At 70.1% G+C, this 25,670-nt stretch carries 17 protein-coding genes; 13 read left to right on the top strand and 4 right to left on the bottom strand.

The features are described 5' to 3' along the window. Positions 1-6: 6 nt before the first annotated feature. The 3 genes from AWB89_RS21555 to AWB89_RS21545 are packed head-to-tail and all read right to left on the bottom strand — an operon-like array spanning position 7 to position 2,919. Positions 7-1,353, bottom strand: coding sequence for an ABC1 kinase family protein (locus AWB89_RS21555; protein ID WP_142280255.1), 1,347 nt, complete (start codon positions 1,351-1,353; stop codon positions 7-9). Positions 1,354-1,405: 52 nt separating this feature from the next. Then, positions 1,406-2,353 (bottom strand): alpha/beta fold hydrolase, encoded by a 948-nt coding sequence (locus tag AWB89_RS21550; protein WP_085176400.1) that lies wholly within the window; start codon positions 2,351-2,353, stop codon positions 1,406-1,408. Then, positions 2,329-2,919 carry a DinB family protein gene (locus tag AWB89_RS21545; protein ID WP_085176398.1) on the bottom strand — a complete coding sequence of 197 codons (591 nt, stop codon included), beginning with the start codon at positions 2,917-2,919 and terminating at the stop codon, positions 2,329-2,331. The genes AWB89_RS21550 and AWB89_RS21545 overlap by 25 nt, the downstream gene beginning before the upstream one ends. 58 nt (positions 2,920-2,977) lie before the next feature. Here AWB89_RS21545 and AWB89_RS21540 point away from each other — a divergent pair, with 58 nt between their 5' ends. The 5 genes from AWB89_RS21540 to rplL all read left to right on the top strand — a co-directional run bounded on the left by AWB89_RS21540 (position 2,978) and on the right by rplL (position 9,949). Beyond that, a complete protein-coding gene (locus AWB89_RS21540; protein ID WP_085176396.1) occupies positions 2,978-7,117 on the top strand; it encodes a glycoside hydrolase family 38 N-terminal domain-containing protein in 4,140 nt (1,379 codons plus the stop codon). Then, entirely contained in the window at positions 7,114-7,731 is a 618-nt protein-coding gene (locus AWB89_RS21535; RefSeq protein WP_085176394.1) for a DUF7158 domain-containing protein, read from the top strand. The genes AWB89_RS21540 and AWB89_RS21535 overlap by 4 nt, the downstream gene beginning before the upstream one ends. Then, on the top strand, positions 7,731-8,645 hold the full coding sequence (locus tag AWB89_RS21530; RefSeq protein ID WP_085097151.1) for an ROK family protein: 915 nt from the start codon (positions 7,731-7,733) through the stop codon (positions 8,643-8,645). The genes AWB89_RS21535 and AWB89_RS21530 overlap by 1 nt, the downstream gene beginning before the upstream one ends. A gap of 239 nt (positions 8,646-8,884) precedes the next feature. Next, entirely contained in the window at positions 8,885-9,520 is a 636-nt protein-coding gene (rplJ, locus tag AWB89_RS21525; protein ID WP_085176392.1) for a 50S ribosomal protein L10, read from the top strand. A 33-nt stretch (positions 9,521-9,553) separates the two neighbouring features. Further along, a complete protein-coding gene (rplL, locus tag AWB89_RS21520) occupies positions 9,554-9,949 on the top strand; it encodes a 50S ribosomal protein L7/L12 (protein ID WP_068230652.1) in 396 nt (131 codons plus the stop codon). 49 nt (positions 9,950-9,998) lie between these two features. Here rplL and AWB89_RS21515 read toward each other — a convergent pair whose 3' ends face one another. Then, positions 9,999-10,682: a TetR/AcrR family transcriptional regulator gene (locus tag AWB89_RS21515; RefSeq protein ID WP_085176390.1), complete on the bottom strand. Its 684-nt coding sequence runs from the start codon at positions 10,680-10,682 to the stop codon at positions 9,999-10,001. Between the two features lie 71 nt (positions 10,683-10,753). On the opposite strand from AWB89_RS21515, the gene AWB89_RS21510 reads away from it, so the two are divergent. The 8 genes from AWB89_RS21510 to AWB89_RS21475 all read left to right on the top strand — a co-directional run bounded on the left by AWB89_RS21510 (position 10,754) and on the right by AWB89_RS21475 (position 25,668). Then, positions 10,754-12,235 carry a carotenoid oxygenase family protein gene (locus tag AWB89_RS21510; protein WP_085176388.1) on the top strand — a complete coding sequence of 494 codons (1,482 nt, stop codon included), beginning with the start codon at positions 10,754-10,756 and terminating at the stop codon, positions 12,233-12,235. A gap of 169 nt (positions 12,236-12,404) precedes the next feature. Continuing rightward, the gene (locus AWB89_RS21505) at positions 12,405-13,418 is read left to right on the top strand and encodes an ABC transporter ATP-binding protein (protein WP_085097140.1); all 1,014 of its coding nucleotides are present in this window, start codon (positions 12,405-12,407) and stop codon (positions 13,416-13,418) included. 413 nt (positions 13,419-13,831) lie between these two features. Further along, positions 13,832-17,341 (top strand): DNA-directed RNA polymerase subunit beta, encoded by a 3,510-nt coding sequence (rpoB, locus tag AWB89_RS21500; protein WP_142280254.1) that lies wholly within the window; start codon positions 13,832-13,834, stop codon positions 17,339-17,341. 35 nt (positions 17,342-17,376) lie between these two features. Beyond that, complete coding sequence (locus tag AWB89_RS21495) at positions 17,377-21,327, top strand: DNA-directed RNA polymerase subunit beta' (RefSeq protein ID WP_085176384.1); 3,951 nt, start codon at positions 17,377-17,379, stop codon at positions 21,325-21,327. A gap of 126 nt (positions 21,328-21,453) precedes the next feature. Then, positions 21,454-22,209: a deoxyribonuclease IV gene (locus AWB89_RS21490; protein WP_085176382.1), complete on the top strand. Its 756-nt coding sequence runs from the start codon at positions 21,454-21,456 to the stop codon at positions 22,207-22,209. 11 nt (positions 22,210-22,220) lie between these two features. Then, positions 22,221-23,057, top strand: coding sequence for an extracellular catalytic domain type 1 short-chain-length polyhydroxyalkanoate depolymerase (locus AWB89_RS21485; protein ID WP_085176380.1), 837 nt, complete (start codon positions 22,221-22,223; stop codon positions 23,055-23,057). Between the two features lie 47 nt (positions 23,058-23,104). Then, on the top strand, positions 23,105-24,733 hold the full coding sequence (locus tag AWB89_RS21480) for an acyl-CoA dehydrogenase family protein (protein ID WP_085176378.1): 1,629 nt from the start codon (positions 23,105-23,107) through the stop codon (positions 24,731-24,733). Then, a complete protein-coding gene (locus AWB89_RS21475; RefSeq protein ID WP_085176376.1) occupies positions 24,730-25,668 on the top strand; it encodes a crotonase/enoyl-CoA hydratase family protein in 939 nt (312 codons plus the stop codon). Before AWB89_RS21480 ends, AWB89_RS21475 begins: the two co-directional genes overlap by 4 nt. The last annotated feature ends 2 nt before the right edge of the window (positions 25,669-25,670 follow it).

Genomic DNA, 25,670 nt, shown 5'->3' with positions numbered 1-25,670 from the left:
TGGACCCTAGACCTCCACGTCGCTTTGGTGCTCGCGGCTGACCTCGACCATGAAGTTGGCGAAGTAACCCGTCAGCTGCGGGTCGGACATCATCTGCCATTTCGGCGCCAGCAGCTTCATGTACCGCTCGACGTAGAGGAACTGCTTGCCGATCAGCACCAGCTCGCGGGGCAGTTTGACGTCGTAGGCGTCGGCGAGCGCCGACAGCTGCCGCCCGATGTCGGCATACGACATGTCGCCCAGCGTCTGCATGGTCAGCGGGGTGGCGAACTTCTCCAGGTCCTTGGCGGCCTGCGCCTCGGGCTTCATGGTCCCGACGGCGCCCATCAGCACGACGATCTTGCCCGCCGCGGCGTGGTCCTTCTTGACCAGCAGCGCGTACACCAGCTCGCGCAGCAGCCAGCGGGTGCGGGGGTCGATGCGGCCCATGATGCCGAAGTCGAAGAAGACGATGCGGCCCGCCTCGTCGACGTACAGGTTGCCGGCGTGCAGGTCGCCGTGGAACAGGCCGTGCCGCAGCCCGCCCTCGAACAGCGAGAACAGCAGGGCCTTCACCAGCTCCGTGCCGTCGAAGCCCGCCTGCCGGATGGCCTTCACGTCGTCGATGCGGATGCCGTGCACCCGCTCCATGGTCAGCACCCGCTCGGTGGTGAAGTCCCAGTGCACCTGCGGCACCCGGATGTTCTTGCCCAGCGGCGAGGCGTGCAGGTGCGAGACCCACGCGTCCATCGACTGGGCCTCGAGGCGGAAGTTCAGCTCCTCGGCCAGGTTGTCGGAGAAGTCGGCGACCACGTCCTGCGCCGACAGGCGCCGGCCCAGCTTGGCCAGCTCGACGGCCTGGGCGAACCGCTTCAGGATCTGCAGGTCGGCCGCGACACGGCGCCGGATGCCCGGGCGCTGAATCTTGACGACGACCTCCTCGCCGCTGTGCAGGGTCGCGTAGTGCACCTGGGCGATCGACGCCGACGCGAACGGCGTCTCGTCCCACTTGGCGAACAGCTCGGCGGGGTCACCGCCGAGTTCCTCGACGAAGAGCTTGTGCACCTCTTTGGGGTCGGCGGGCGGCACCTTGTCGAGCAGCCCGCGGAATTCGCGGGACAGCGACTCGCCGAACGCGCCGGGGCTGGACGCGATGATCTGCCCGAACTTCACGTACGTCGGCCCGAGGTCGGCGAACGTGTTCGGGAGCTGCTTGATCACTTTCTGTTGCCACGGCCCCCGGCCGGGCAGCTTGGCGACGACGCGGGCGGCGGTGCGGGTGACCTGCCAACCGGTGGCTGCTACCCGGGCCGCTTCGACCGGCAGCGGCACCCGGTCGAGCTTGGCCACCTCGCGGTGTTTGGTAGTAGTCATTCCAGCAGTCTGCCAAATCGGGGCTGTCAAGTCCCAATTGCCGTGAGCGCGCTCACCCGGCCCCGGCGAGCGCGAAGTGCTCGGTGAGCGTCTCGAGGATCGGCCGCCAGACCGGCTGCGGAAGGTCGTGTCCCATCCCGTCCACCACCACGAACCGCGCGCCCGGGATGGCCGCGGCGACGGCGCGCCCGTTGCGCGGGCGGACCATCGGATCGGCCGAACCGTGCAGCACCACGGTCGGGGCGGTGATCGCCTTCGCGTACCCGAGCAGGCTGCCGGTGCCCAGCACCGCGTCGAACTGGCGCAGCATGCCCGGCGGGTAACTGCAGCGCTCCGCGAGCCGGCGCACCCGCGCGTGCAGCTCGGCGTCCGTCGGCAGGAAGTTGGGGCCGTTGAACACCGCGACGTTGCGCACCTCGAAGGCCAGCTTCTCCTCGGCCGAGGCGTCCTTGGCCGGCGGATCGAACGCCAGCCGGATGACGCGCCAGGCCGGCAGCGCGGAGAACGGCTTGCCGGTGGTCGACATGATGACGCCCAGCGACGCCACCCGGTGGGGCGCGGTGGCGGCCAGGATCTGCGCGATCATGCCGCCCAGCGAGGCGCCCACCACGTGCGCCCGGTCGATGCCCAGCTGGTCGAGCAACGCCACCACGTCCTCGGTCATGTCGACCAGGGTGTAGGGCACCCGGCTGGGCCTGCCCAGCAGGTAGCGGCCGACCCGTCGGTACACCGGACCCCGGGCCCGCAGCCCGTGCATCTTGGCCGACAGCCCGGTGTCGCGGTGGTCGAAGCGGATGACGCGGTACCCGGCGTCGACGAGCCGCGCGCAGAACCCGTCGGGCCACATGGGCAGCTGGGCGCCCAGGCCCATGATGAGCAGCGCGGGCGGCGCGGCCGGGTCGCCGAGGTCCTCGTAGTAGAGCTCGACGGGGCCGTGCGGCGTCTCGCGGCGCGCGATCCCGCTGCGGATCTGCGCTATTTCTTCCAGGGCTGGACCCATCCTGCGATCTGCCAGTTCTCCAGCGCGGCGATCAACTCGTACATGGTGGCCCCGTCGACCGTCTCGCGGACGATGTCGGCGTGCCCGGCGTGGCGGGCCAGCTCGTTGATGACGTGCAGGATGACCCAGCGCACCGACCAGGCCTTCTGGTTTTTGGGAAACCAGGGGATGTCCTGCGGCACGGGCACCGCGGCGTCGAGGTCGGCGGTCTCGACCAGGCGCAGCGTCTCGGCGTTCTGGGCCTCGAAGGCCTTCAGCAGGCCGGCCAGCGTCTCGTCGGGCCGCATCACGTGCTGGTCGCCGAACTCCTTGGCGATCTGGTCGAAGGGCCGCGGGTCCTTCGGGGGCAGCTCCGGCGCGGCAGCGACCCGCGCCATCCAATTGCGTTGCGTGGCGGTGGCGTGCTTGACCAGCCCGCCGACCGACAGCGCGCTGGCCGACGGCGTCGAGCGGGCCTGTTCGTCGGTGAGGCCGTACGCGACGGCGAAATACGCGCTTTGGTGAAACGCCATGAATTCGCGCAGGGCGTTGCGCTCGTCGGTGACGGGAGGGGCGAGGGCGGGCATGAGCCGATCCTAAGTCGAGATGCCGACAGGACCGCCCGTTGCGTCGTAAGGTGCGGGGGTGCAGGTCATTTCGGCGGACTCGACCGAGCTTTTCGTCGGGCCGCCGGACGCGCCGCTGCAGCTCGCGCGCATCGGCATAAAGGGCTGCGTCGCGCCGACCCCGATCCGCGTCGACGGTGACGGCCTGAGCGGCGAGGCGATGGCGCGGCCCGGGGCCGGGGCCGTCGAGGTGCCGGTCACCGTCGGCGCCGCGGCCGTCGGTGAGCGCCGGGCGGCACGGGTGCACGCCGGCGGCGCCGCCACGGAGTTCGAGTTCACGATCGCCGAGCCCGGGTGGACCATGTACATGGTCAGCCACTTCCACTACGACCCGGTCTGGTGGAACACCCAGGGCGCCTACACCAGCGAGTGGCGGGCGGACCCGCCGGACCTGCAGGCCAACGCCTTCGAACTCGTCCACGCCCACCTGGAGCTCGCCCGCCGCGAGCCCGAATACAAGTTCGTGCTGGCGGAGGTGGACTACCTCAAGCCGTACTGGGACACCCACCCCGAGGACCGCGACGACCTGCGCCGGTTCCTCGCCGAGGGCCGCGTCGAGGTGATGGGCGGCACCTACAACGAGCCCAACACCAACCTCACCGGCCCGGAAACGACCATCCGGAACCTGGTGCACGGCGCCGGCTTTCAGCGGCACGTGCTGGGCGCCGACCCGGCCACCGCGTGGCAGCTCGACGTGTTCGGCCACGACCCCCAGTTCCCGGGGTTCGCCGCCGACGCCGGCCTGACGTCGAGCTCGTGGGCCCGCGGGCCGCACCACCAGTGGGGGCCCGGCGGCGACGTGGACCGCATGCAGTTCTGCAGCGAGTTCGAGTGGATCGCGCCGTCGGGTCGCGGCCTGCTCACCCACTACATGCCCGCGCACTACGGGGCGGGCTGGGGGATGGACTCGGCGGCGTCGCTCGCCGAGGCCGAGGACGCCACCTACGCGCTGTTCCGGCGGCTCAAGAGGGTCGCCCTGACGCGCAACGTGCTGTTGCCGGTCGGCACCGACTACACGCCGCCGAACCAATGGGTGACGGCGATCCATCGCGACTGGTCCGCGCGGTACACCTGGCCGCGGTTCGTGTGCGCGCTGCCGCGGGAGTTCTTCGCGGCGGTGCGCGCGGAACTCGCGCAGCGCGGCCGCGAGCCGTCGCCGCAGACCCGCGACATGAACCCGATCTACACCGGCAAGGACGTGTCGTACATCGACACCAAGCAGGCCAACCGGGCCGCCGAGAACGCCGTGCTGGCCGCCGAGCGCTTCGCCGTGTTCGCGGCGCCGGCAAGCGGCGCGGAGTACCCGCAGGCGGCCCTCGCCAAGGCGTGGGTGCAGCTGGCCTACGGCGCGCACCACGACGCCATCACCGGCTCGGAGTCCGACCAGGTGTACCTGGACCTGCTGACCGGCTGGCGCGACGCCTGGGAGCTCGGCCGCGCGGCCCGCGACAACTCGCTGGCGCTGCTGTCCGGCGCGATCGGCGGCGACGTGGTCGTCTGGAATCCGTTGGCGCAGCGGCGCACCGATGTCGTGACCGCCCGCCTCGACGCGCCGCCGGGCGCCGGGGTCCGGGTGCTCGATCCCGACGGCACCGAGCTGCCCGCGCACGTCGAGCACGACGGGCGCTCGGTCAGCTGGCTGGCGGCCGACGTGCCGTCGCTGGGCTGGCGGGCCTACCGGCTGGTTCCCGTCGACGAGGCGAGCGGCTGGGAACCGATGCCGGGCGCGGCGATCGCCAACGAGCACTACCGGGTGGAGGCCGACGCGGCGCGCGGCGGGGGAGTCGCGTCGCTGGTGCGCGACGGCCGGCAGCTGATCGCCGACGGCCGGGTGGGCAACGAGCTCGCGCTCTACGAGGAATACCCGGCGCACCCGCAGCAGGGCGAGGGGCCGTGGCACCTGCTGCCCAAGGGCCCGGTGGTCCGCTCGTCGGAATCGCCGGCCTGGGTGCGGGCCTACCGCGGCCCGCTCGGTCAGCGGCTGGTCGTGCACGGGCGCCTCGGCGGCCTGCTGCGCTACACCCAGACGCTGACCCTGTGGAACGGGGTGGCGCGGCTGGACTGCCGCACCGCCATCGACGAATTCACCGGTGAGGACAGGTTGTTGCGGCTGCGCTGGCCGTGCCCGGTGCCGGGCGCCATGCCGGTCAGCGAGGTCGGCGACGCGGTCGTCGGGCGAGGCTTCGCGCTGCTGCACGACGGCGACCGCTCCGTGGACACTGCCCGACACCCGTGGACGCTGGACAACCCGGCGTACGGCTGGTTCGGCCTGTCCTCGGCGGTGCGGGTCCGGCTCGGCGCCGATGCCCGGGCCGTGTCGGTGGCCGAGGTGGTGACGCCGGCCGAGGCGGTGTCCGGGCCGCTGGCGCGCGAGCTGATGGTCGCGCTGGTCCGCGCCGGTGTCACGGCCACCTGCAGCGGCGCGGACAAGCCGCGCTACGGGTGCCTCGGCGTCGACTCCAACCTGCCCGACGTCCGGATCGCGCTCGGCGGGCCCGCCCGCAACGCGTTCGCCAAAGCCGTTCTGGCGCAGGCGGATCCGGGGTACACGGCCGAACTCGAGCGCCAGCTGGACCAAACCGGCCGGGCCCGCGTCTGGGTGCCGGCCGAGGGCCCGCTGGCGGCCGCGTGGGTGCCCGACGCGGACCTGCGGGCGCCGCGGGCGCTGCCGGTCCTGGTGGTCGACGGCCGCGACGAGCCCGGCCTGGCCGCGGCGATCGCGTCGGTGGTCGACGACCTGGCGGACGCCGAGATCGTCGTCGACCAGCGGGCGCCGGCCGGCATCGGGCGCTTCGAATCGCGCACCGTCGCGCTGCTCAACCGCGGGGTGCCCAGCTTCGCCGTCGACACCGACGGCACCCTGCACACCGCCCTGCTGCGGTCCTGCACCGGCTGGCCGTCGGGCACCTGGATCGACGATCCGCGCCGCACCGCGCCCGACGGATCCAACTTTCAACTCCAGCACTGGAGCCACGCCTTCGAGTACGCGCTCGTCACCGGCGACGGCGACTGGCGAGGGGCCGAGATCCCGACCCGCTCAGCCGAATTCGGTCACCCGCTGCTCGCCGTAATCCCGGACGGGCAAAGCGGCGAGCTGGCCAGCTCCGGGTCGCTGCTGCACGTCGAGCCCGCCGGCGCGGCGCAGCTGGCGGCGCTCAAGGCGGCCGGCAACCCGCTGACCGCCGGCAGCGCCCGGCCCGTCGACCCCGCCGCGGTGGCCCTGCGGTTGGTGGAGACCACCGGGAGCCGCGCCCGCGTCGCCGTCGGTTCCGGGCTCGGCACGGTGCGCGGGCTGCGGTCCGCCGACCTGCTGGAGCAGTCGCAGGGGCGCGCGAGGTCGATCGACCTGCACGGCTATCAGGTGGCCACCGTGCTGGCCCACCTCGAAGTGCCTTCCCTCTCAACGAGTTCGGCGCCGCTCGCGCCGGACGCCGAGGCCGCGCAGCCGCTGTACGCGCGCTACTGGCTGCACAACCGCGGGCCCGCGCCGCTCGGGGGATTGCCCGCCGTCGCGCACCTGCACCCGCAGCGGGTGCCGGCCGCGCCGGGCGGCGAGGTGGCGTTGCGGCTCAGCGTGGCCAGCGATTGCAGCGACGCCGCGCTGGACGTCGCGGTGACGCTGGTGTGTCCCGACGGCTGGTCGGCCGAGCCGGTCAAGCCGATCAGCCTGCGCCCCGGCGCGCACCGCGACGCCGAATTGGTGGTGGCCCTCCCGGCCCGCGTGCGGCCCGGGCTGTATCCGGTCCGGGCGCAGCTGCGGCTCACGGGCGACGTCCCCGCCGCGTGGCGCCAGGTGGTCGAGGACGTCTGCGTGGTGGAGGTCGGCGCGCCCGGCGAGTCGCAGTTGCTCTACCTCGTCGACGGGCCGGCCGACGTCGAGGTCGCGGCGGGCGGGACGGCCCGGCTGGCCGTGACGGTCGGCACCCACGCCTGGGCCGACCTGGCGCTGGAGGCGCACCTGATCAGCCCGTGGGGCACCTGGGAGTGGATCGGCCCCGCCGCGCTGGGCGCCGAGTTGCCCGCGTGCGGAACCGTCGAGCTGGGCTTCGAGGTGACGCCGCCGCGGTGGCAGGACCCCGGCGAGTGGTGGGCCCTGGTCCGGGTGGGCTGCGCGGGCCGGCTGGTCTACTCGCCGGCGGTGCGGGTGGTCGTGACATGAGCGCCCGGCTGGTGGCGAGCGTGGCCGGCGACCCGGTGTCCGTCGACGAGGTCGACGCGGCCGAGGCGCGGCTGCGGCGCGGGCCGCGCGCGGCCGCGCTGCCTGCCGGCGGCACCGCCGAGGGCCGGCAACTGCGGCGCTGGCTCACCCAGGTGATCGTGACCGAACGCGTGGTCGCCGCTGAGGCGGCCGCGCGCGGCCTGACCGGCCGGGACGCGCCGGCCCAGGCCGAGCTGCTGCCCGACGCGACGGCCCGGCTGGAGATCGGCAGCGTGGCCGCCGCGGTGCTGGCCGATCCGCGGGCGCGGGCGCTGTTCGCCGATGTCACCGCCGCGGTCCGGATCGGCGACGACGACGTGGCCGCCTACCACGCCCGCAACCCGCTGCGCTTCGCCGCGCCGCGCCCCGGCCCCGACGGCTGGCGAGCGCCCCCGCGCACCGGCCCGGCGCTGGCGCAGGTGCGTTCCGCGATCGCCGAGCACCTGCGCGGCGCCGCCCGCCGGCGCGCCTTCCGGATGTGGCTGGACGGGCGCCGGGCCGCGCTGGTCCGGCTCGCGCCCGGCTACGAGCACCCGGGCGACCCGCGCCAGCCCGACAACACCCACCGCCACTGATGGCCGCGCTCACGCTCTGCCTCGACATCGGCGGCACCAAGATCGCCGCCGGCCTGGCCGATCCCGGCGGGGCGCTCGTGCACACCGCCATCCGGCCCACCCCGGCGGGCGGCGACGCCGAGGCGGTCTGGGCCGCGGTCGCCGCCACCATCGCCGACGCCATGCGCGCCGCCGACGGACCCGTCACCGCGGTGGGCATCGCCTCGGCCGGCCCCATCGACCTGCCCGCCGGGACCGTCAACCCGGTCAACATCCGGTCCTGGCGCGGCTTCCCGCTGCGCGACCGGGTCGCCGCCGCGGTGCCCGGCGTGCCGGTCCGGCTCGGCGGCGACGGCGTCTGCATGGCGCTGGGCGAGCATTGGCTCGGCGCGGGCCGCGGCGCGCGCTTCATGCTCGGCATGGTGGTGTCCACCGGCGTCGGCGGCGGATTGATCCTCGACGGCGTGCCGTACACCGGGCGCACCGGCAACGCCGGCCACGTCGGGCACGTGGTGGTCGAGCAAGACGGCCGGCCCTGCGCGTGCGGGGGGCGCGGCTGCGTCGAGACCGTCGCGTCCGGACCGTGGATGGTGCGCTGGGCCCGCGACAACGGCTGGTCCGCGCCGCCGGGCGCCGGCGCCCGGGACCTCGCCGCCGCGGCGGCGGCCGGGGACGCGCTCGCGGTGCGGGCGTTCCGCCGCGGCGCCACCGCGCTCGCGGCGATGATCGCGTCGGTCGGGGCGGTGTGCGACCTGGACCTGGTCGTCATCGGCGGCGGCGTCGCCAAGTCCGGCGCCGTGCTCTTCGACCCGCTGCGCGCCGCGCTGGCCGATTACGCCGGGCTGGATTTCCTGGCCGGGCTGCGCGTGCTGCCGGCCGCGCTGGGTGGCGAGGCCGGGCTGGTCGGCGCGGCGCGGCTGGCGGCGCTCGGCTAGGCGGCGTTTTGGCTGACCGCGGGGGGTCACGCTATTGTGGTGGCGATCCACCGAAGACCGTCGGTCACCGAGCAATCGGTTGAAGGTCCGGGACATCCCGGCGGCCCACGCAGGAGGACGAGGCACAACGCCGGCGCACGCCGGCGCATTTTCACGCCCCGGCCGCTTCCTGCGCCGGGGCGTACTTCGTTCTGAGGCCTCCGGTGAATCGCACAGACTTTCACTGACAGGAGGTATGCATGGCCAGGGCTGACAAGGCCACCGCCGTCGCAGACATCGCGGAGCAGTTCAAGGACTCGACGGCCACCCTGATCACCGAATACCGCGGCCTCACGGTGGCGAACCTCGCCGAGCTGCGCCGGTCGCTGGCGGGATCGGCCACCTACACGGTGGCCAAGAACACCCTGATCAAGCGGGCGGCCGCGGACGCCGGCATCGAGGGTCTCGACGAGCTGTTCGCCGGCCCGACGGCCATCGCGTTCGTCAGCGGGGAGGCGGTCGACGCCGCCAAGGCCCTCAAGACGTTCGCCAAGGACAACAAGGCCCTGGTCATCAAGGGCGGCTACATGGATGGCCACCCGCTGACCGTCTCCGAGGTCGAGCGCATCGCGGACCTGGAGTCCCGTGAGGTGCTGCTGGCCAAGCTGGCCGGCGCGATGAAGGGCAACCTCGCCAAGGCGGCCGGCCTGTTCGCCGCCCCGACCTCGCAGATGGCCCGCCTCTTGGCCGCCCTGCAGGACAAGAAGCCCGCAGAGGCTTCCGCGCCGGAGCCCGCCGCTCCGGTCGCAGAAGCAGCGGCGGCACCCGCCGAAGAAACCCCCGAGGCACCGGCTGAAACGACGGAATCCGCCGAGACACCGGCTTCAGCCGAATAACCCAACCCGATTACCAGGAAGGACCCAATACCCATGGCAAAGATGACTGCTGACGACCTGCTCGACGCCTTCAAGGAAATGACCCTGTTGGAGCTCTCGGACTTCGTCAAGAAGTTCGAGGAGACCTTCGAGGTCACCGCGGCCGCCCCGGTCGCCGTCGCCGCCGCCGGTGGCCCGGCCGCCGGTGGCGCGCCCGCCGAGGCCGCCGAGGAGCAGTCGGAGTTCGACGTCATCCTCGAGGCCGCCGGTGACAAGAAGATCGGCGTCATCAAGGTGGTCCGCGAGATCGTCTCCGGCCTGGGCCTCAAGGAGGCCAAGGACCTGGTCGACGGCGCGCCCAAGCCGCTGCTCGAGAAGGTCGCCAAGGAGGCGGCCGACGACGCCAAGGCCAAGCTCGAGGCCGCCGGCGCCACGGTCACCGTCAAGTAGCACTGCGTCGCGAAACCCCCGGAAGCGCCCTTCCGGGGGTTTCGTGCGCTCAGCGGACGCCGAAGGCGGCGCGTTGCGACTGTCGCACGCGCTCGGGTGAATCGCCCAGGGCGACAAGGAAATTCGTGGTCAGCGAGCCAAGCACCGGCGCGACCGCCGCCCCCTCCGCCCCGTAGAAGCCGGCCAATTCGAGCATCACGAAGCCGTGCACCAGCGCCCAGAACTGGGCGGCTGTGGCCACGATCGCCGCGTCGGTCGCCTCGTCGGCGGCGCCGACGGTGATTCGCCCCGCGCGCATCGACCGCTGCACCGCGCGCACGACGTGCGCGAAGCTGGGGATGCCCCGCTCGATCTCGGCGACCGTCAGCGTCAGGACGTTGCCCGCGGGCGCGTTGATGCCGTGCGCGCTGGTGCTGCCGAACATCAGCCGATACATGTGCGGACGCTCGATGGCGTAGCGCCGGTAGGCGGCGCCGACGGCGAACAGGTCGGCGACCGGGTCGTCGGTCTCGGGCACCGTCAGCGCGGCGTCGAACTGCCGCAGGCCCTCCTCGGCCACGCCGGCGATCAAGCCCCGCATCCCCCCGAAATGGGTGTACAGCGCCATCGTCGAGGTCCCCGCGGCGCCGGCCACCCGGCGGGTCTGCAGCGCGTCCGGCCCGTGCTCGTCGAGCAGGCCGACGGCGGCGTGCAGCATCTCGTCCCGCACGCTGCGTTGGGTCTCCGAAGTCATCCTTGTCATCTTCTCATCACCGGCGTACCGTCGTCATAACAGCGAAATAACAATGTTATAGGAGCTCAGCCGTGACGACCGCACAGACCACCCGATCCCGGAATCCGTATCTCGAGGGCTTCCTGGCGCCGGTGGGCGCCGAGGTGACCGCCACCGACCTGGAGGTCACCGGGCACATCCCCGAGCACCTCGACGGGCGGTACCTGCGCAACGGCCCGAACCCGGCCGAAGAGGTCGACCCGGCCACCTATCACTGGTTCAGCGGCGACGGCATGGTGCATGGGGTGGCGCTGCGCGACGGCAAGGCCAACTGGTATCGCAACCGCTGGGTGCGCAGCCTGTCGGTGTGCAACACCCTGGGTGAGCCGGCGCCGGCGCGGCTCGACCCGCGCGCGGGCATGCTCTCGCTGGGCGCCAACACCAACGTGCTGACCCACGCCGGCCGAACCCTGGCACTGGTCGAGGGCGGCGTCGCCAACTACGAGCTGACCGACGAGCTCGACACCGTCGGGACCTGCGACTTCGACGGCACCCTGGCCGGCGGCTATACCGCGCATCCGCACCGCGATCCGCGCACCGGCGAATTGCACGCGGTGTCCTACTCGTTCGCCCGCGGGCGCACCGTGCAGTACTCGGTGATCGACACCGCCGGGCGGGCCCGCCGCACCGTCGACATCGCGGTGTCCGGGTCGCCGATGATGCACGACTTCTCGCTGACCGACAAATATGTGGTGATCTACGACCTGCCGGTGACGTTCGACGCCGTGCAGGCGCTGCCGGCGAACATGCCACGCTGGCTGTCCGCGCCGGCCCGGCTGGTGATGCAGTCGCTGGTCGGGCGCGTCCGGGTGCCGGGCCCCATTCACGCCAGGATGAACCGCGACCCGAGGCACTCCGACCGGATGCCGTACGCCTGGAACCCGAACTACCCGGCGCGCATCGGCGTGCTGCCCCGCGAGGGCGCCAATTCCGACGTCCGCTGGTTCGACATCGAACCCTGCTACGTCTACCACCCGCTCAATGCCTATTCCGAAATGCGCGGCGGCGCAGAGGTTTTGGTGCTCGACGTGGTGCGCTACGCGCGGATGTTCGACCGCGACCGGCGGGGTCCCGGCGAAGCCCCGCCGACGCTGGACCGCTGGACCGTCGACCTGGCGACGGGCGCCGTCACCACCGAATGCCGCGACGACCGGCCCCAGGAATTCCCCCGGATCAACGAAGCCCTGCTGGGCGGGCGGCACCGCTTCGGCTACACCATCGGTGCGGCGTTCCAGGGCGCCGAAGCGGGGCTCTACAAGCACGACTACGCGACCGGGTCGCGTGAGGTTGCGGCGCTCGACCCCGCCCTTTCGCTCGGCGAGATGTCATTCGTGCCCAACCCGGCGCCACGCGCCGAAGACGACGGCATCCTGATGGGCTTCGCCTACCACCGCGACCGCGACGAAGGGCAATTGGTGTTGCTGGATGCCCAGACCCTCGAATCGGTGGCGACCGTGCATCTGCCGCAGCGGGTGCCCATGGGTTTCCACGGCAACTGGGCGCCGGCTGGCTAACACTCGCGTCAATAACGCGTCGCGCCGACGCGCGCTCCGATCTCAGCTCGGCCAATTTTTGCCGGCGGTGCTGTCCAACCCTGATGCGGTCCACCGGGCGTGCGCTACAGTGACTCATGCCACAGAAAAGGGCAGGTGGCGGGCACAAGCGTCGACGGAAGGATCTCCCATGGGCGTCGCTATCGAGGTGAGGGGACTGACCAAGTCCTTCGGTCCCTCGAGGATTTGGGAAGACGTGTCGTTGGATATCCCCGCCGGGGAGGTCAGCGTCCTGCTGGGGCCGTCGGGTACCGGCAAATCGGTGTTCCTGAAATCTCTGATTGGTCTGCTGCGGCCGGAGCGCGGCTCGATCATGATCGACGGCACGGACATCCTGGAATGTTCGGCTAAGGAGCTCTACGAGATCCGCACGCTGTTCGGCGTGATGTTCCAGGACGGCGCGCTGTTCGGCTCGATGAACCTGTTCGACAACGCGGCATTCCCGCTGCGCGAGCACACCAAGAAGAAGGAAAGCGAGATCCGTGACATCGTCATGGAGAAGCTTTCCCTGGTGGGTCTGGGCGGGGATGAGAAGAAGTTCCCCGGTGAGATCTCCGGTGGTATGCGCAAGCGCGCCAGCCTGGCCCGGGCGCTGGTGATGGACCCGCAGATCATCCTGTGCGACGAGCCGGACTCGGGTCTGGACCCGGTTCGTACCGCCTACCTGAGCCAGCTGATCCTCGACATCAACGCCCAGATCGACGCCACAGTGTTGATCGTGACGCACAACATCAACATCGCCCGCACGGTGCCGGACAACATGGGCATGTTGTTCCGCCGCAAGCTGGTCATGTTCGGCCCGCGCGAGGTGTTGCTCACCAGCGACGAGCCGGTGGTGCGGCAGTTCCTCAACGGCCGGCGTATCGGTCCCATCGGCATGTCCGAGGAAAAGGACGAGGCCACCATGGCCGAGGAGCAGGCGCTGCTCGACGCGGGCCACCACGCCGGTGGCGTCGAAGAGATCGAGGGCGTGCCGCCGCAGATCGTCGCGACGCCGGGCATGCCGGAGCGCAAGGCCGTCGCGCGGCGTCAGGCCCGCGTCCGCGAGATTCTGCACACGCTGCCCAAGAAGGCTCAGGCGGCGATCCTCGACGACCTGGAGGGCACCCACAAGTACCGCGCCAACGAGTTCGGGGGCGCCTAGCGGGGCGCGGCGGACCCGGCGGCCGGTGAAAATTTTGCGATAACTTGGCGCAACTTGCCGCTCCGTCCTCTTGACGACAGGGCGTAAACGGGTCAGTCTGTTGGGCAGCATGTGCCTACGGGAAAGTCGATTTGCCTGCCAGCGCCGATGTCCCTGGGCAGATTGTTGTGGGTAGTTGAGGAATGCGCGCGCCTGCGCTATTGTTGGACGTTGCGCTGGCTACTTCCTGCCCACCTCACCCGCCACCTGACATCGTGGTCTTAGCCTGAGCCCCCACCCGCGGCTTAGCTATTTAGTTGTGCGCGTGAGATCTGGGCAGATCGTTCGCCGGCCATACCGACAAAATTGATGCGGCGAACGCAGCCGGTGTCCCCGGTTCCCGTGAGTCGCACGAGGTGCTGGAAGGATGCATCTTGGCAGATTCCCGCCAGAGCAAGCGTCGCCAAAAAAGTTCCACAAATGGCTCCGTGCCCGGGGCACCTAACCGAGTTTCCTTCGCCAAGCTCCGCGAACCGCTCGAGGTTCCGGGGCTTCTTGACGTGCAGACCGACTCCTTCGAGTGGTTGATCGGCTCGCCGCACTGGCGCGAGGCAGCCATCGCCCGCGGCGAGGGCACGGGAGGGGCCAACCCGGTGGGTGGCCTCGAAGAGGTCCTCTACGAGCTGTCGCCGATCGAGGACTTCTCGGGCTCGATGTCGCTGTCTTTCTCCGACCCCCGCTTTGACGAGGTCAAGGCGCCGGTCGACGAGTGCAAAGACAAGGACATGACCTACGCGGCCCCGCTGTTCGTCACGGCCGAGTTCATCAACAACAACACCGGCGAGATCAAGAGCCAGACGGTGTTCATGGGCGACTTCCCGATGATGACCGAGAAGGGCACCTTCATCATCAACGGGACCGAGCGCGTCGTCGTCAGCCAGCTGGTGCGGTCGCCCGGCGTGTACTTCGACGAGACCATCGACAAGTCCACGGAGAAGACGCTGCACAGCGTCAAGGTGATCCCCAGCCGCGGCGCCTGGCTCGAGTTCGACGTCGACAAGCGCGACACCGTCGGCGTGCGCATCGACCGCAAGCGCCGGCAGCCGGTCACCGTGCTGCTCAAGGCGCTGGGCTGGAGCGCCGAGCGGATCACCGAGCGGTTCGGGTTCTCCGAGATCATGATGTCGACGCTGGAGAAGGACAACACCGCCGGCACCGACGAGGCGCTGCTGGACATCTACCGCAAGCTGCGCCCGGGCGAGCCGCCGACCAAGGAGTCCGCGCAGACACTGCTGGAGAACCTGTTCTTCAAGGAGAAGCGCTACGACCTGGCCCGGGTGGGCCGTTACAAGGTCAACAAGAAGCTGGGCCTGAACACCCAGAACCCGATCACGACCACGACGCTGACCGAAGAGGACGTCGTCGCCACCATCGAGTACCTGGTCCGCCTGCACGAGGGGCAGGCCACGATGACCGTCCCCGGCGGCGTCGAGGTGCCGGTGGAGACCGACGACATCGACCACTTCGGCAACCGCCGGTTGCGTACGGTCGGTGAGCTGATCCAGAACCAGATCCGGGTCGGCATGTCCCGCATGGAGCGCGTCGTCCGCGAGCGGATGACCACTCAGGACGTCGAGGCGATCACGCCGCAGACCCTGATCAACATCCGGCCGGTCGTCGCCGCGATCAAGGAGTTCTTCGGCACCAGCCAGCTGTCGCAGTTCATGGACCAGAACAACCCGCTGTCGGGGCTGACCCACAAACGCCGCCTGTCGGCGCTGGGCCCCGGCGGTCTGTCCCGTGAGCGCGCCGGCCTCGAGGTGCGCGACGTGCACCCGTCGCACTACGGCCGCATGTGCCCGATCGAGACCCCGGAGGGTCCGAACATCGGTCTGATCGGCTCGCTGTCGGTGTACGCGCGGGTCAATCCGTTCGGGTTCATCGAGACGCCGTACCGCAAGGTGGTCGACGGTGTGGTCAGCGACGAGATCGTCTACCTGACCGCCGACGAGGAGGACCGCCACGTGGTGGCGCAGGCCAACTCGCCGATCGACGCCGACGGCCGGTTCGTCGAGGGCCGCGTCCTGGTCCGCCGCAAGGCGGGCGAGGTCGAATACGTGCCCTCGTCCGAGGTGGACTACATGGACGTGTCGCCGCGCCAGATGGTGTCGGTGGCCACGGCCATGATCCCGTTCCTCGAGCACGACGACGCCAACCGTGCCCTGATGGGCGCCAACATGCAGCGCCAGGCGGTTCCGCTGGTGCGCAGCGAGGCGCCGCTGGTGGGCACCGGCATGGAGCTGCGCGCGGCGATCGACGCCGGCGACGTGGTCGTCGCGGAGAAGGCCGGGGTGATCGAGGAGGTCTCCGCCGACTACATCACCGTGATGGCCGACGACGGCACCCGGCACACCTACCGGATGCGCAAGTTCGCGCGGTCCAACCACGGCACGTGCGCCAACCAGTCGCCGATCGTGGACGCGGGTGACCGCGTCGAGGCCGGCCAGGTCATCGCCGACGGTCCGTGCACCGAGAACGGCGAGATGGCGCTGGGCAAGAACCTGCTCGTGGCGATCATGCCGTGGGAGGGCCACAACTACGAGGACGCGATCATCCTCTCCAACCGCCTGGTCGAAGAGGACGTGCTCACCTCGATCCACATCGAGGAGCACGAGATCGATGCCCGCGACACCAAGCTGGGCGCCGAGGAGATCACCCGGGACATCCCGAACGTCTCCGATGAGGTGCTCGCCGACCTCGACGAGCGCGGCATCGTCCGCATCGGCGCCGAGGTCCGCGACGGCGACATCCTGGTCGGCAAGGTCACCCCGAAGGGCGAGACCGAGCTGACCCCGGAGGAGCGGCTGCTGCGCGCGATCTTCGGCGAGAAGGCCCGCGAGGTCCGCGACACCTCCCTGAAGGTGCCGCACGGCGAGTCCGGCAAGGTCATCGGCATCCGGGTGTTCTCCCGCGAGGACGACGACGAGCTGCCGGCCGGGGTCAACGAACTGGTCCGCGTGTACGTGGCCCAGAAGCGCAAGATCTCCGACGGCGACAAGCTCGCCGGCCGGCACGGCAACAAGGGCGTCATCGGCAAGATCCTGGCGCAGGAGGACATGCCGTTCCTGCCGGACGGCACCCCGGTGGACATCATCCTGAACACCCACGGTGTGCCGCGACGGATGAACATCGGCCAGATCCTGGAAACGCACCTCGGCTGGTGCGCGCACAGCGGCTGGAAGGTCGACACCGGCAAGGGCGTCCCGGACTGGGCCGGCAACCTGCCGGAGGACCTGCTGCACGCGGAGCCCAACGCCATCGTGTCGACGCCGGTGTTCGACGGCGCGCAGGAGGCCGAGCTGCAGGGTCTGCTGTCGGCCACGCTGCCCAACCGCGACGGCGAGGTGCTCGTCAACGGCGACGGCAAGGCGGTGCTGTTCGACGGCCGCAGCGGCGAGCCGTTCCCGTACCCGGTGACCGTCGGCTTCATGTACATCATGAAGCTGCACCACCTGGTGGACGACAAGATCCACGCCCGCTCCACCGGCCCGTACTCGATGATCACCCAGCAGCCGCTGGGCGGTAAGGCGCAGTTCGGTGGCCAGCGGTTCGGTGAGATGGAGTGCTGGGCCATGCAGGCCTACGGCGCCGCGTACACGCTGCAGGAGCTGTTGACCATCAAGTCCGACGACACGGTCGGCCGGGTCAAGGTGTACGAGGCGATCGTCAAGGGCGAGAACATCCCCGAGCCGGGCATCCCCGAGTCGTTCAAGGTGCTGCTCAAGGAGCTGCAGTCGCTGTGCCTCAACGTCGAGGTGCTGTCCAGTGACGGCGCGGCGATCGAACTGCGCGAGGGCGAGGACGAGGATCTCGAGCGGGCCGCGGCCAACTTGGGAATCAACCTGTCCCGCAACGAATCCGCCTCTGTTGAGGACTTGGCTTAATTAGTTACTAAACCCGCAAGGGGAAAGGGAGTTACGTGCTCGACGTCAACTTCTTCGATGAACTCCGCATCGGTCTGGCCACCGCGGAGGACATCAGGCAATGGTCTTACGGCGAGGTCAAGAAGCCGGAGACGATCAACTACCGCACGCTGAAGCCGGAGAAGGACGGCCTGTTCTGCGAGAAGATCTTCGGACCTACTCGCGACTGGGAGTGCTACTGCGGCAAGTACAAGCGCGTCCGCTTCAAGGGCATCATCTGTGAGCGCTGTGGCGTCGAGGTGACCCGCGCCAAGGTGCGCCGTGAGCGGATGGGCCACATCGAGCTGGCCGCCCCGGTCACGCACATCTGGTACTTCAAGGGTGTGCCGTCGCGGCTGGGGTACCTGCTCGACCTCGCCCCGAAGGATCTCGAGAAGATCATCTACTTCGCGGCGTACGTCATCACGTCGGTCGACGACGAGATGCGGCACAACGAGCTGTCCACGCTCGAGGCCGAAATGATGGTGGAGCGCAAGGGTGTTGAGGACCAGCGCGACGCCGAGCTGGAGGCCCGTGCGCAGAAGCTGGAGGCCGACCTGGCCGAGCTGGAGGCCGAGGGTGCCAAAGCCGATGCCCGGCGCAAGGTTCGGGACGGCGGCGAGCGCGAGATGCGCCAGATCCGCGACCGCGCCCAGCGCGAGCTGGACCGGCTGGAGGACATCTGGAACACCTTCACCAAGCTGGCCCCCAAGCAGCTGATCGTCGACGAGAACCTCTACCGCGAGATCGTTGACCGGTACGGCGAGTACTTCACCGGCGCCATGGGTGCGGAGTCGATCCAGAAGCTGATCGAGAACTTCGACATCGACGCCGAGGCCGACTCGCTGCGCGAGGTCATCCGAAGCGGCAAGGGCCAGAAGAAGCTTCGCGCCCTGAAGCGGCTGAAGGTGGTCGCCGCCTTCCAGCAGTCGGGCAACTCGCCGATGGGCATGGTGCTCGACGCCGTCCCGGTCATCCCGCCGGAGCTGCGCCCGATGGTCCAGCTCGACGGTGGCCGGTTCGCGACCAGCGACCTCAACGACCTGTACCGCCGCGTGATCAACCGCAACAACCGGCTCAAGAGGCTGATCGACCTCGGCGCCCCCGAGATCATCGTCAACAACGAGAAGCGGATGCTGCAGGAGTCGGTGGACGCGCTGTTCGACAACGGCCGCCGCGGGCGTCCGGTCACCGGGCCGGGCAACCGTCCGCTCAAGTCGCTGTCGGATCTGCTCAAGGGCAAGCAGGGCCGGTTCCGCCAGAACCTGCTCGGTAAGCGCGTCGACTACTCCGGCCGTTCGGTCATCGTGGTCGGCCCTCAGCTCAAGCTGCACCAGTGCGGCCTGCCCAAGCTGATGGCGCTGGAGCTGTTCAAGCCGTTCGTGATGAAGCGGCTCGTCGACCTCAACCACGCGCAGAACATCAAGAGCGCCAAGCGGATGGTCGAGCGTCAGCGTCCCCAGGTGTGGGACGTGCTCGAGGAGGTCATCGCCGAGCACCCGGTGCTGCTGAACCGCGCGCCGACCCTGCACCGGCTGGGCATCCAGGCCTTCGAGCCGATGCTGGTGGAAGGCAAGGCGATTCAGCTGCACCCGTTGGTGTGTGAGGCGTTCAACGCCGACTTCGACGGTGACCAGATGGCCGTGCACCTGCCGCTGTCCGCGGAGGCGCAGGCCGAGGCCCGCATCCTGATGCTGTCGTCGAACAACATCCTGTCGCCGGCATCCGGCCGCCCGCTGGCCATGCCGCGTCTGGACATGGTGACCGGCCTGTACTACCTGACCACCGAGGTCGACCGCGACAAGGGCGAGTTCGCCCCGGCCGCCAAGGACACCCCGGAGGTCGGCGTGTACTCCTCGCCGGCCGAGGCGATCATGGCGTCGGACCGCGGGCTGCTGTCGGTGCGCGCCAAGATCAAGGTGCGGCTGACCCAGCTGCGTCCGCCGGCCGAGATCGAGGCCGAGCTGTTCGGTGCCAACGGCTGGCAGCCGGGGGATGCCTGGATGGCCGAGACCACGCTGGGCCGGGTGCTGTTCAACGAGCTGCTGCCGGTCGGCTACCCGTTCGTGAACAAGCAGATGCACAAGAAGGTGCAGGCGGCCATCATCAACGACCTGGCCGAGCGCTACCCGATGATCGTGGTCGCGCAGACCGTCGACAAGCTCAAGGACGCCGGCTTCTACTGGGCGACCCGCAGCGGTGTCACGGTCTCGATGGCCGACGTGTTGGTGCCGCCGCGTAAGAAGGAGATCCTCGACCACTACGAGGAGCGCGCGGACAAGGTCGAAAAGCAGTTCCAGCGTGGTGCTTTGAACCACGACGAGCGCAACGAGGCGCTGGTCGAGATCTGGAAGGAAGCCACCGACGAGGTGGGTCAGGCGCTGCGGGAGCACTACCCCGCCGACAACCCCATCATCACGATCGTCGACTCCGGCGCCACGGGTAACTTCACCCAGACCCGAACGCTGGCCGGCATGAAGGGTCTGGTGACCAACCCGAAGGGTGAGTTCATCCCGCGTCCGGTCAAGTCGTCCTTCCGTGAGGGCCTGACCGTGCTGGAGTACTTCATCAACACCCACGGCGCCCGAAAGGGCTTGGCGGACACCGCGTTGCGCACCGCAGACTCGGGTTACCTGACCCGCCGTCTGGTGGACGTGAGCCAGGACGTCATCGTCCGCGAGCACGACTGCCAGACCGAGCGCGGCATCGTCGTCGAGCTGGCCGAGCGCCAGCCGGACGGCACGCTGATCCGCGACCCGTACATCGAAACCTCGGCGTACGCGCGGACTCTGGGCACCGACGCGGTCGACGAGGCGGGCAACGTCGTCGTCGCGCGCGGCGAGGACCTGGGTGACCCGGAGATCGACGCCCTGCTGGCGGCCGGCATCACGTCGGTCAAGGTGCGTTCGGTGCTGACCTGCACCACCGGCACCGGCGTGTGCGCCACCTGCTACGGGCGCTCGATGGCCACCGGCAAGCTGGTCGACATCGGCGAGGCCGTCGGCATCGTCGCGGCCCAGTCCATCGGTGAGCCCGGCACGCAGCTGACCATGCGGACGTTCCACCAGGGTGGTGTCGGTGAGGACATCACCGGCGGTCTGCCCCGGGTCCAGGAGCTGTTCGAGGCCCGGGTGCCGCGCGGTAAGGCGCCGATCGCCGACGTCACCGGGCGGGTGCGCCTGGAGGACGGTGAGCGGTTCTACAAGATCACCATCGTCCCCGACGACGGCGGCGAGGAAGTCGTCTACGACAAGCTCTCCAAGCGGCAGCGGCTTCGCGTGTTCAAGCACGAGGACGGCTCCGAGCGGGTGCTGTCGGACGGTGACCACGTCGAGGTGGGCCAGCAGCTGATGGAGGGCTCGGCCGACCCGCACGAGGTGCTGCGCGTGCAGGGCCCCCGCGAGGTGCAGATCCACCTGGTCCGCGAGGTCCAGGAGGTCTACCGGGCCCAGGGTGTGTCGATCCACGACAAGCACATCGAGGTGATCGTCCGCCAGATGCTGCGCCGCGTCACCATCATCGACTCGGGCTCGACGGAGTTCCTGCCCGGCTCGCTGATCGACCGCGCGGAGTTCGAGGCGGAGAACCGCCGGGTGGTGGCCGAGGGCGGCGAGCCGGCGGCCGGGCGTCCGGTGCTGATGGGTATCACGAAGGCGTCGCTGGCCACCGACTCGTGGCTGTCCGCGGCGTCGTTCCAGGAGACCACGCGAGTGCTGACCGATGCGGCGATCAACTGCCGCAGCGACAAGCTCAACGGTCTGAAGGAGAACGTGATCATCGGAAAGCTGATCCCGGCGGGTACCGGCATCAACCGGTACCGCAACATCCAGGTGCAGCCGACCGAGGAGGCCCGCGCCGCGGCGTACACGATCCCGTCCTACGAGGATCACTACTACAGCCCGGACTTCGGCCAGGCCACCGGGGCCGCGGTCCCGCTGGACGACTACGGGTACAGCGACTACCGCTAGTTCGACAGGGAAAGAGCCCTCGCCTCGTGCGGGGGCTCTTTTCTTATGGCGAGAAGACGCGGAATCGCACGATCACGCCCCCCGCAGTGCGATTCCGTGTCTGCTCACCGCATTACACTGGCCACCGTGCTCATCGGTTCGCACGTCCACTCCGACGACCCCTTGGCCGCCGCGCAGGCTGACGGCGCCGACGCGGTCCAGTTCTTCCTCGGCAACCCGCAGAGCTGGAAGAAGCCCAAGCCGCGCGACGACGCCGAGGCGCTCAAGGCGTCCAGCATCCCGCTGTACGTCCACGCGCCGTACCTCATCAACGTGGCCTCGGCGAACAACCGCATCCGCATCCCGTCGCGCAAGATCCTGCAGGACACCTGCGACGCGGCGGCGGAGATCGAGGCGACGGCGGTGATCGTGCACGGCGGTCACGCCGACGACAACGACATGGAGGCCGGTTTCGAGCGCTGGGTCAAGGCGCTGGACTACCTGGAATCGGATGTGCAGGTGTACCTGGAGAACACCGCCGGCGGCGACCACGCGATGGCGCGCTATTTCGACACCATCGGCAGGCTGTGGGATCGCATCGGGGACAAGGGGATTGGCTTCTGCCTGGACACCTGCCACGCGTGGGCCGCGGGTGAGGAGCTGATCGACGCGGTCGACCGGATCAAGGCGCTGACCGGCCGCATCGACCTGGTGCACTGCAACGACTCGCGCGACGCGGCGGGTTCGGGTGCCGACCGGCACGCCAACTTCGGCACCGGGCAGATCGATCCCGAGCTCCTGGCCGCGGTCGTCAAGGCCGCCGACGCCCCCGTCATCTGCGAAACCGCCGACGAGGGCCGCAAGGACGACATCGCGTTCCTGCGGGAAAAGACCGGCAGCTGAACTCCCGGCCCATGCCAGGTCGGCTCGCGGCGCTCGTCGGGGTGCTTCTTGTGCTCGCGGGCTGCTCGTCGTGGTCCGATCCGCCGGCGGGGTTCGTGACCGGGACCAGCCTGCACCACATCCAGGTCGGCGGCCTCGAGCGCAGCTACCGGCTGTACAAGCCCGTCGGCGTGCCGCCGTCGGCGCCGCTGGTCGTCGTGATGCACGGCTATTCCGGCAGCGGCCGGCAGGTCGAAAGGGACTACCACTGGGACGGTCTGGCCGATTCGGGCAAGTTCCTCGTCGCCTACCCGGACGGGCTCGGCCGGGCCTGGAACGTCGACGGCGAAACCTGCTGCGGGCGGTCCGGACGCGACGGCGTCGATGACGTCGGCTTCATCAAGGCGGCCGTCGCCGACGTCGCCAAGAACCTGGGCGTGGATCCCGCCAGGGTCTACGCCACCGGCATGAGCAACGGCGCCATCATGGCCTTCACGCTGGCGTGCACCACCGGCCTCTTCGCCGCGATCGGCCCGGTCGCCGGCACGCAGCTGAACGCGTGCCGGACCCCGCATCCGACGTCGGTCATGCACATTCACGGCACCACCGATCGGCTCGTCCCGTACGGCGGCGGCCCAGGCTTCAGCGTCATCAACGGCCCGTCGGTGCCCGACGTGAACGCGTTCTGGCGCAACGTCGATCAGTGCGGTACGCCGGCCGTCACCACCAGCGGCCCGGTGACCACGTCGACGGCCGGCTGCTCCCAGGGCCGCAGCGTCGTGCTCGTCACCATCGCCGGGGGCGGGCACGAGTGGCCGCCGTTCGCGAGCCAGGCCCTGTGGCAATTCTTCGCGGCCCACTCCCGCTGACCATTACAGGTCTTGTGCGACTGTCGGGAAAATGTAACATGAGTGGCATGCCAGACACCCATGTCGTCACCAACCAGGTCCCGCCCCTGGAAAACCACAACCCCGCGACGTCCGCCGTGCTCGTCGAGGCCCTGGTCCGCGAGGGCGGGCAGTGGGGCTCCGAAGAGGTGACCGAGCTCGGGGCCCTGGCGGGCACCCGGGAGGCCCAGCGCTGGGGCGAGCTCGCCGACCGCAACCGGCCCGTGCTGCACACCCACGACCAATACGGGCACCGCGTCGACGAGGTGGAGTACGACCCGGCCTACCACGAGCTGATGCGCGCGGCGATCGCCCACGGCGTCCACGCCGCCCCGTGGGCCGACGGCCGACCGGGCGCGCACGTGGTGCGCGCCGCCAAGATGTCGGTCTGGAACGTCGAGCCCGGGCACACCTGCCCGATCTCGATGACGTACGCCGTCGTCCCGGCGCTGCGCTTCAACCCGGAACTGGCCGCGGTGTACGAGCCGCTGCTGACCAGTCGCGAGTACGACCCCGAGCTGAAGCTGGCCACCACCAAGGCCGGCATCACCGCCGGCATGTCGATGACCGAGAAGCAGGGCGGCTCCGACGTGCGCGTCGGCACCACCCAGGCGACCCCCAACGCCGACGGCACCTACAGCCTGACCGGCCACAAGTGGTTCACCTCGGCGCCGATGTGCGACATCTTCTTGGTGCTGGCGCAGGCGCCCGGCGGGCTGTCCTGCTTCCTGCTGCCGCGGGTGCTGCCCGACGGCACCCGCAACCGGATGTTCCTGCAGCGGCTCAAGGACAAGCTCGGCAACCACGCCAACGCCTCCAGCGAGGTCGAGTACGACGGCGCCATCGCCTGGTTGGTGGGCGAGGAGGGCCGGGGCGTGCCGACCATCATCGAGATGGTCAACCTCACCCGGCTGGACTGCACGCTGGGCAGCGCGACCAGCATGCGCACCGGGCTCACCCGCGCCATCCATCACGCCCAGCACCGAAAGGCGTTCGGCGCGTACCTGATCGACCAGCCACTGATGCGCAACGTGCTCGCGGACCTGGCCGTGGAGGCCGAGGCCGCGACGATCGTGGCGATGCGGATGGCCGGCGCCACCGACAAGGCGATCAGGGGTGACCAGACCGAGGCGCTGCTGCGCCGGATCGGCCTGGCTGCCAGCAAGTACTGGGTGTGCAAGCGCGCCACCCCGCACGCCGCCGAAGCGCTGGAATGCCTGGGCGGCAACGGCTACGTCGAGGACTCCGGGATGCCGCGGCTGTTCCGCGAGGCGCCGTTGATGGGCATCTGGGAGGGCTCGGGCAACGTCGGCGCGCTGGATACGTTGCGCGCCATGGCGACTCGACCCGAATGCGTCGAGGTGCTGTTCGCGGAGCTGGGCCCCAGCGCCGGCCAGGACTCCCGGCTGGGCCGGCACGTGGAGCGGTTGCGCCACGACCTGGGCGACCTGGACGGCATCGAATACCGCGCCCGCAAGGTCGCCGAGGACATCTGCCTGGCGCTGCAGGGCTCGCTGCTGGTGCGGCACGGGCACCCCGCCGTCGCCGAGGCGTTCCTGGCCACCCGGCTGGACGGCCGGTGGGGCGGCGCGTTCGGCACCATGCCGGCCGGGCTGGACCTCGCGCCGATCCTCGAGCGAGCGTTGGTCAAGGGGTGACTCACGCGATCAGGCCGGTCGACTTCGACAACCTGAAGACGATGACCTACGAGGTCACCGACCGGGTTGCGCGCATCACCTTCAACCGGCCCGAGAAGGGCAACGCGATCGTCGCCGACACCCCGCTGGAGCTCTCGGCGCTGGTCGAGCGCGCCGACCTCGACCCGAATGTGCACGTCATCCTGGTGTCGGGTCGCGGCGAGGGTTTCTGCGCGGGCTTCGATTTGAGCGCCTACGCCGATCGCACCGGCTCGGCCGGCGGGACCGGCGCGTATCAGGGCACCGCGCTGGACGGCAAGACACAGGCGGTAAACCACCTGCCGGACCAGCCGTGGGACCCGATGCTCGACTACCAGATGATGAGCCGCTTCGTGCGCGGGTTCTCCAGCCTGATGCACGCCGACAAGCCGACGGTGGTCAAGATCCACGGCTACTGCGTGGCCGGGGGCACCGACATCGCCCTGCACGCCGACCAGGTGATCGCCGCGGCCGACGCCAAGATCGGCTACCCGCCCACCCGCGTGTGGGGCGTCCCCGCGGCCGGTCTGTGGGCCCACCGGCTCGGCGACCAGCGCGCTAAACGCCTGCTGCTGACCGGCGATTGCATCACCGGCGCGCAGGCCGCCGAGTGGGGCCTGGCGGTCGAGGCGCCGGACCCGAAGGACCTCGACGAGCGCACCGAGCGGCTCGTCGAGCGGATCGCGGCGATGCCGGTCAACCAGCTGATCATGGTCAAGCTCGCGCTCAATTCCGCGCTGCTGCAACAGGGCGTGGCCACCAGCAGGATGGTCAGCACGGTCTTCGACGGCGTCGCCCGGCACACGCCCGAGGGGCACGCCTTCGTGGCCGACGCGGTCGAGCACGGTTTCCGGGAGGCGGTGCGGCACCGCGACGAGCCGTTCGGGGACCACGGCCGGAAAGCATCCCAGGTCTAACC

The organism is Mycobacterium paraense (assembly GCF_002101815.1).
Lineage (GTDB): Bacteria > Actinomycetota > Actinomycetes > Mycobacteriales > Mycobacteriaceae > Mycobacterium > Mycobacterium paraense.
Note: the sequence above shows the minus strand (reverse complement) of the source record. Positions and strands in the feature narration are given on the sequence as shown.

Excerpts from the sequence above, each read along its gene's own strand:
- AWB89_RS21545 (WP_085176398.1), bottom strand. The coding sequence starts at position 2,919 with ATGCCCGCCCTCGCCCCTCCCGTCACCGACGAGCGCAACGCCCTGCGC.
- AWB89_RS21530 (WP_085097151.1), top strand. The coding sequence starts at position 7,731 with ATGGCCGCGCTCACGCTCTGCCTCGACATCGGCGGCACCAAGATCGCC.
- AWB89_RS21550 (WP_085176400.1), bottom strand. The coding sequence starts at position 2,353 with ATGGGTCCAGCCCTGGAAGAAATAGCGCAGATCCGCAGCGGGATCGCG.
- rplL (WP_068230652.1), top strand. The coding sequence starts at position 9,554 with ATGGCAAAGATGACTGCTGACGACCTGCTCGACGCCTTCAAGGAAATG.
- rplJ (WP_085176392.1), top strand. The coding sequence starts at position 8,885 with ATGGCCAGGGCTGACAAGGCCACCGCCGTCGCAGACATCGCGGAGCAG.
- AWB89_RS21480 (WP_085176378.1), top strand. The coding sequence starts at position 23,105 with ATGCCAGACACCCATGTCGTCACCAACCAGGTCCCGCCCCTGGAAAAC.
- AWB89_RS21515 (WP_085176390.1), bottom strand. The coding sequence starts at position 10,682 with ATGACTTCGGAGACCCAACGCAGCGTGCGGGACGAGATGCTGCACGCC.
- AWB89_RS21505 (WP_085097140.1), top strand. The coding sequence starts at position 12,405 with ATGGGCGTCGCTATCGAGGTGAGGGGACTGACCAAGTCCTTCGGTCCC.
- AWB89_RS21535 (WP_085176394.1), top strand. The coding sequence starts at position 7,114 with ATGAGCGCCCGGCTGGTGGCGAGCGTGGCCGGCGACCCGGTGTCCGTC.
- AWB89_RS21555 (WP_142280255.1), bottom strand. The coding sequence starts at position 1,353 with ATGACTACTACCAAACACCGCGAGGTGGCCAAGCTCGACCGGGTGCCG.
- AWB89_RS21485 (WP_085176380.1), top strand. The coding sequence starts at position 22,221 with ATGCCAGGTCGGCTCGCGGCGCTCGTCGGGGTGCTTCTTGTGCTCGCG.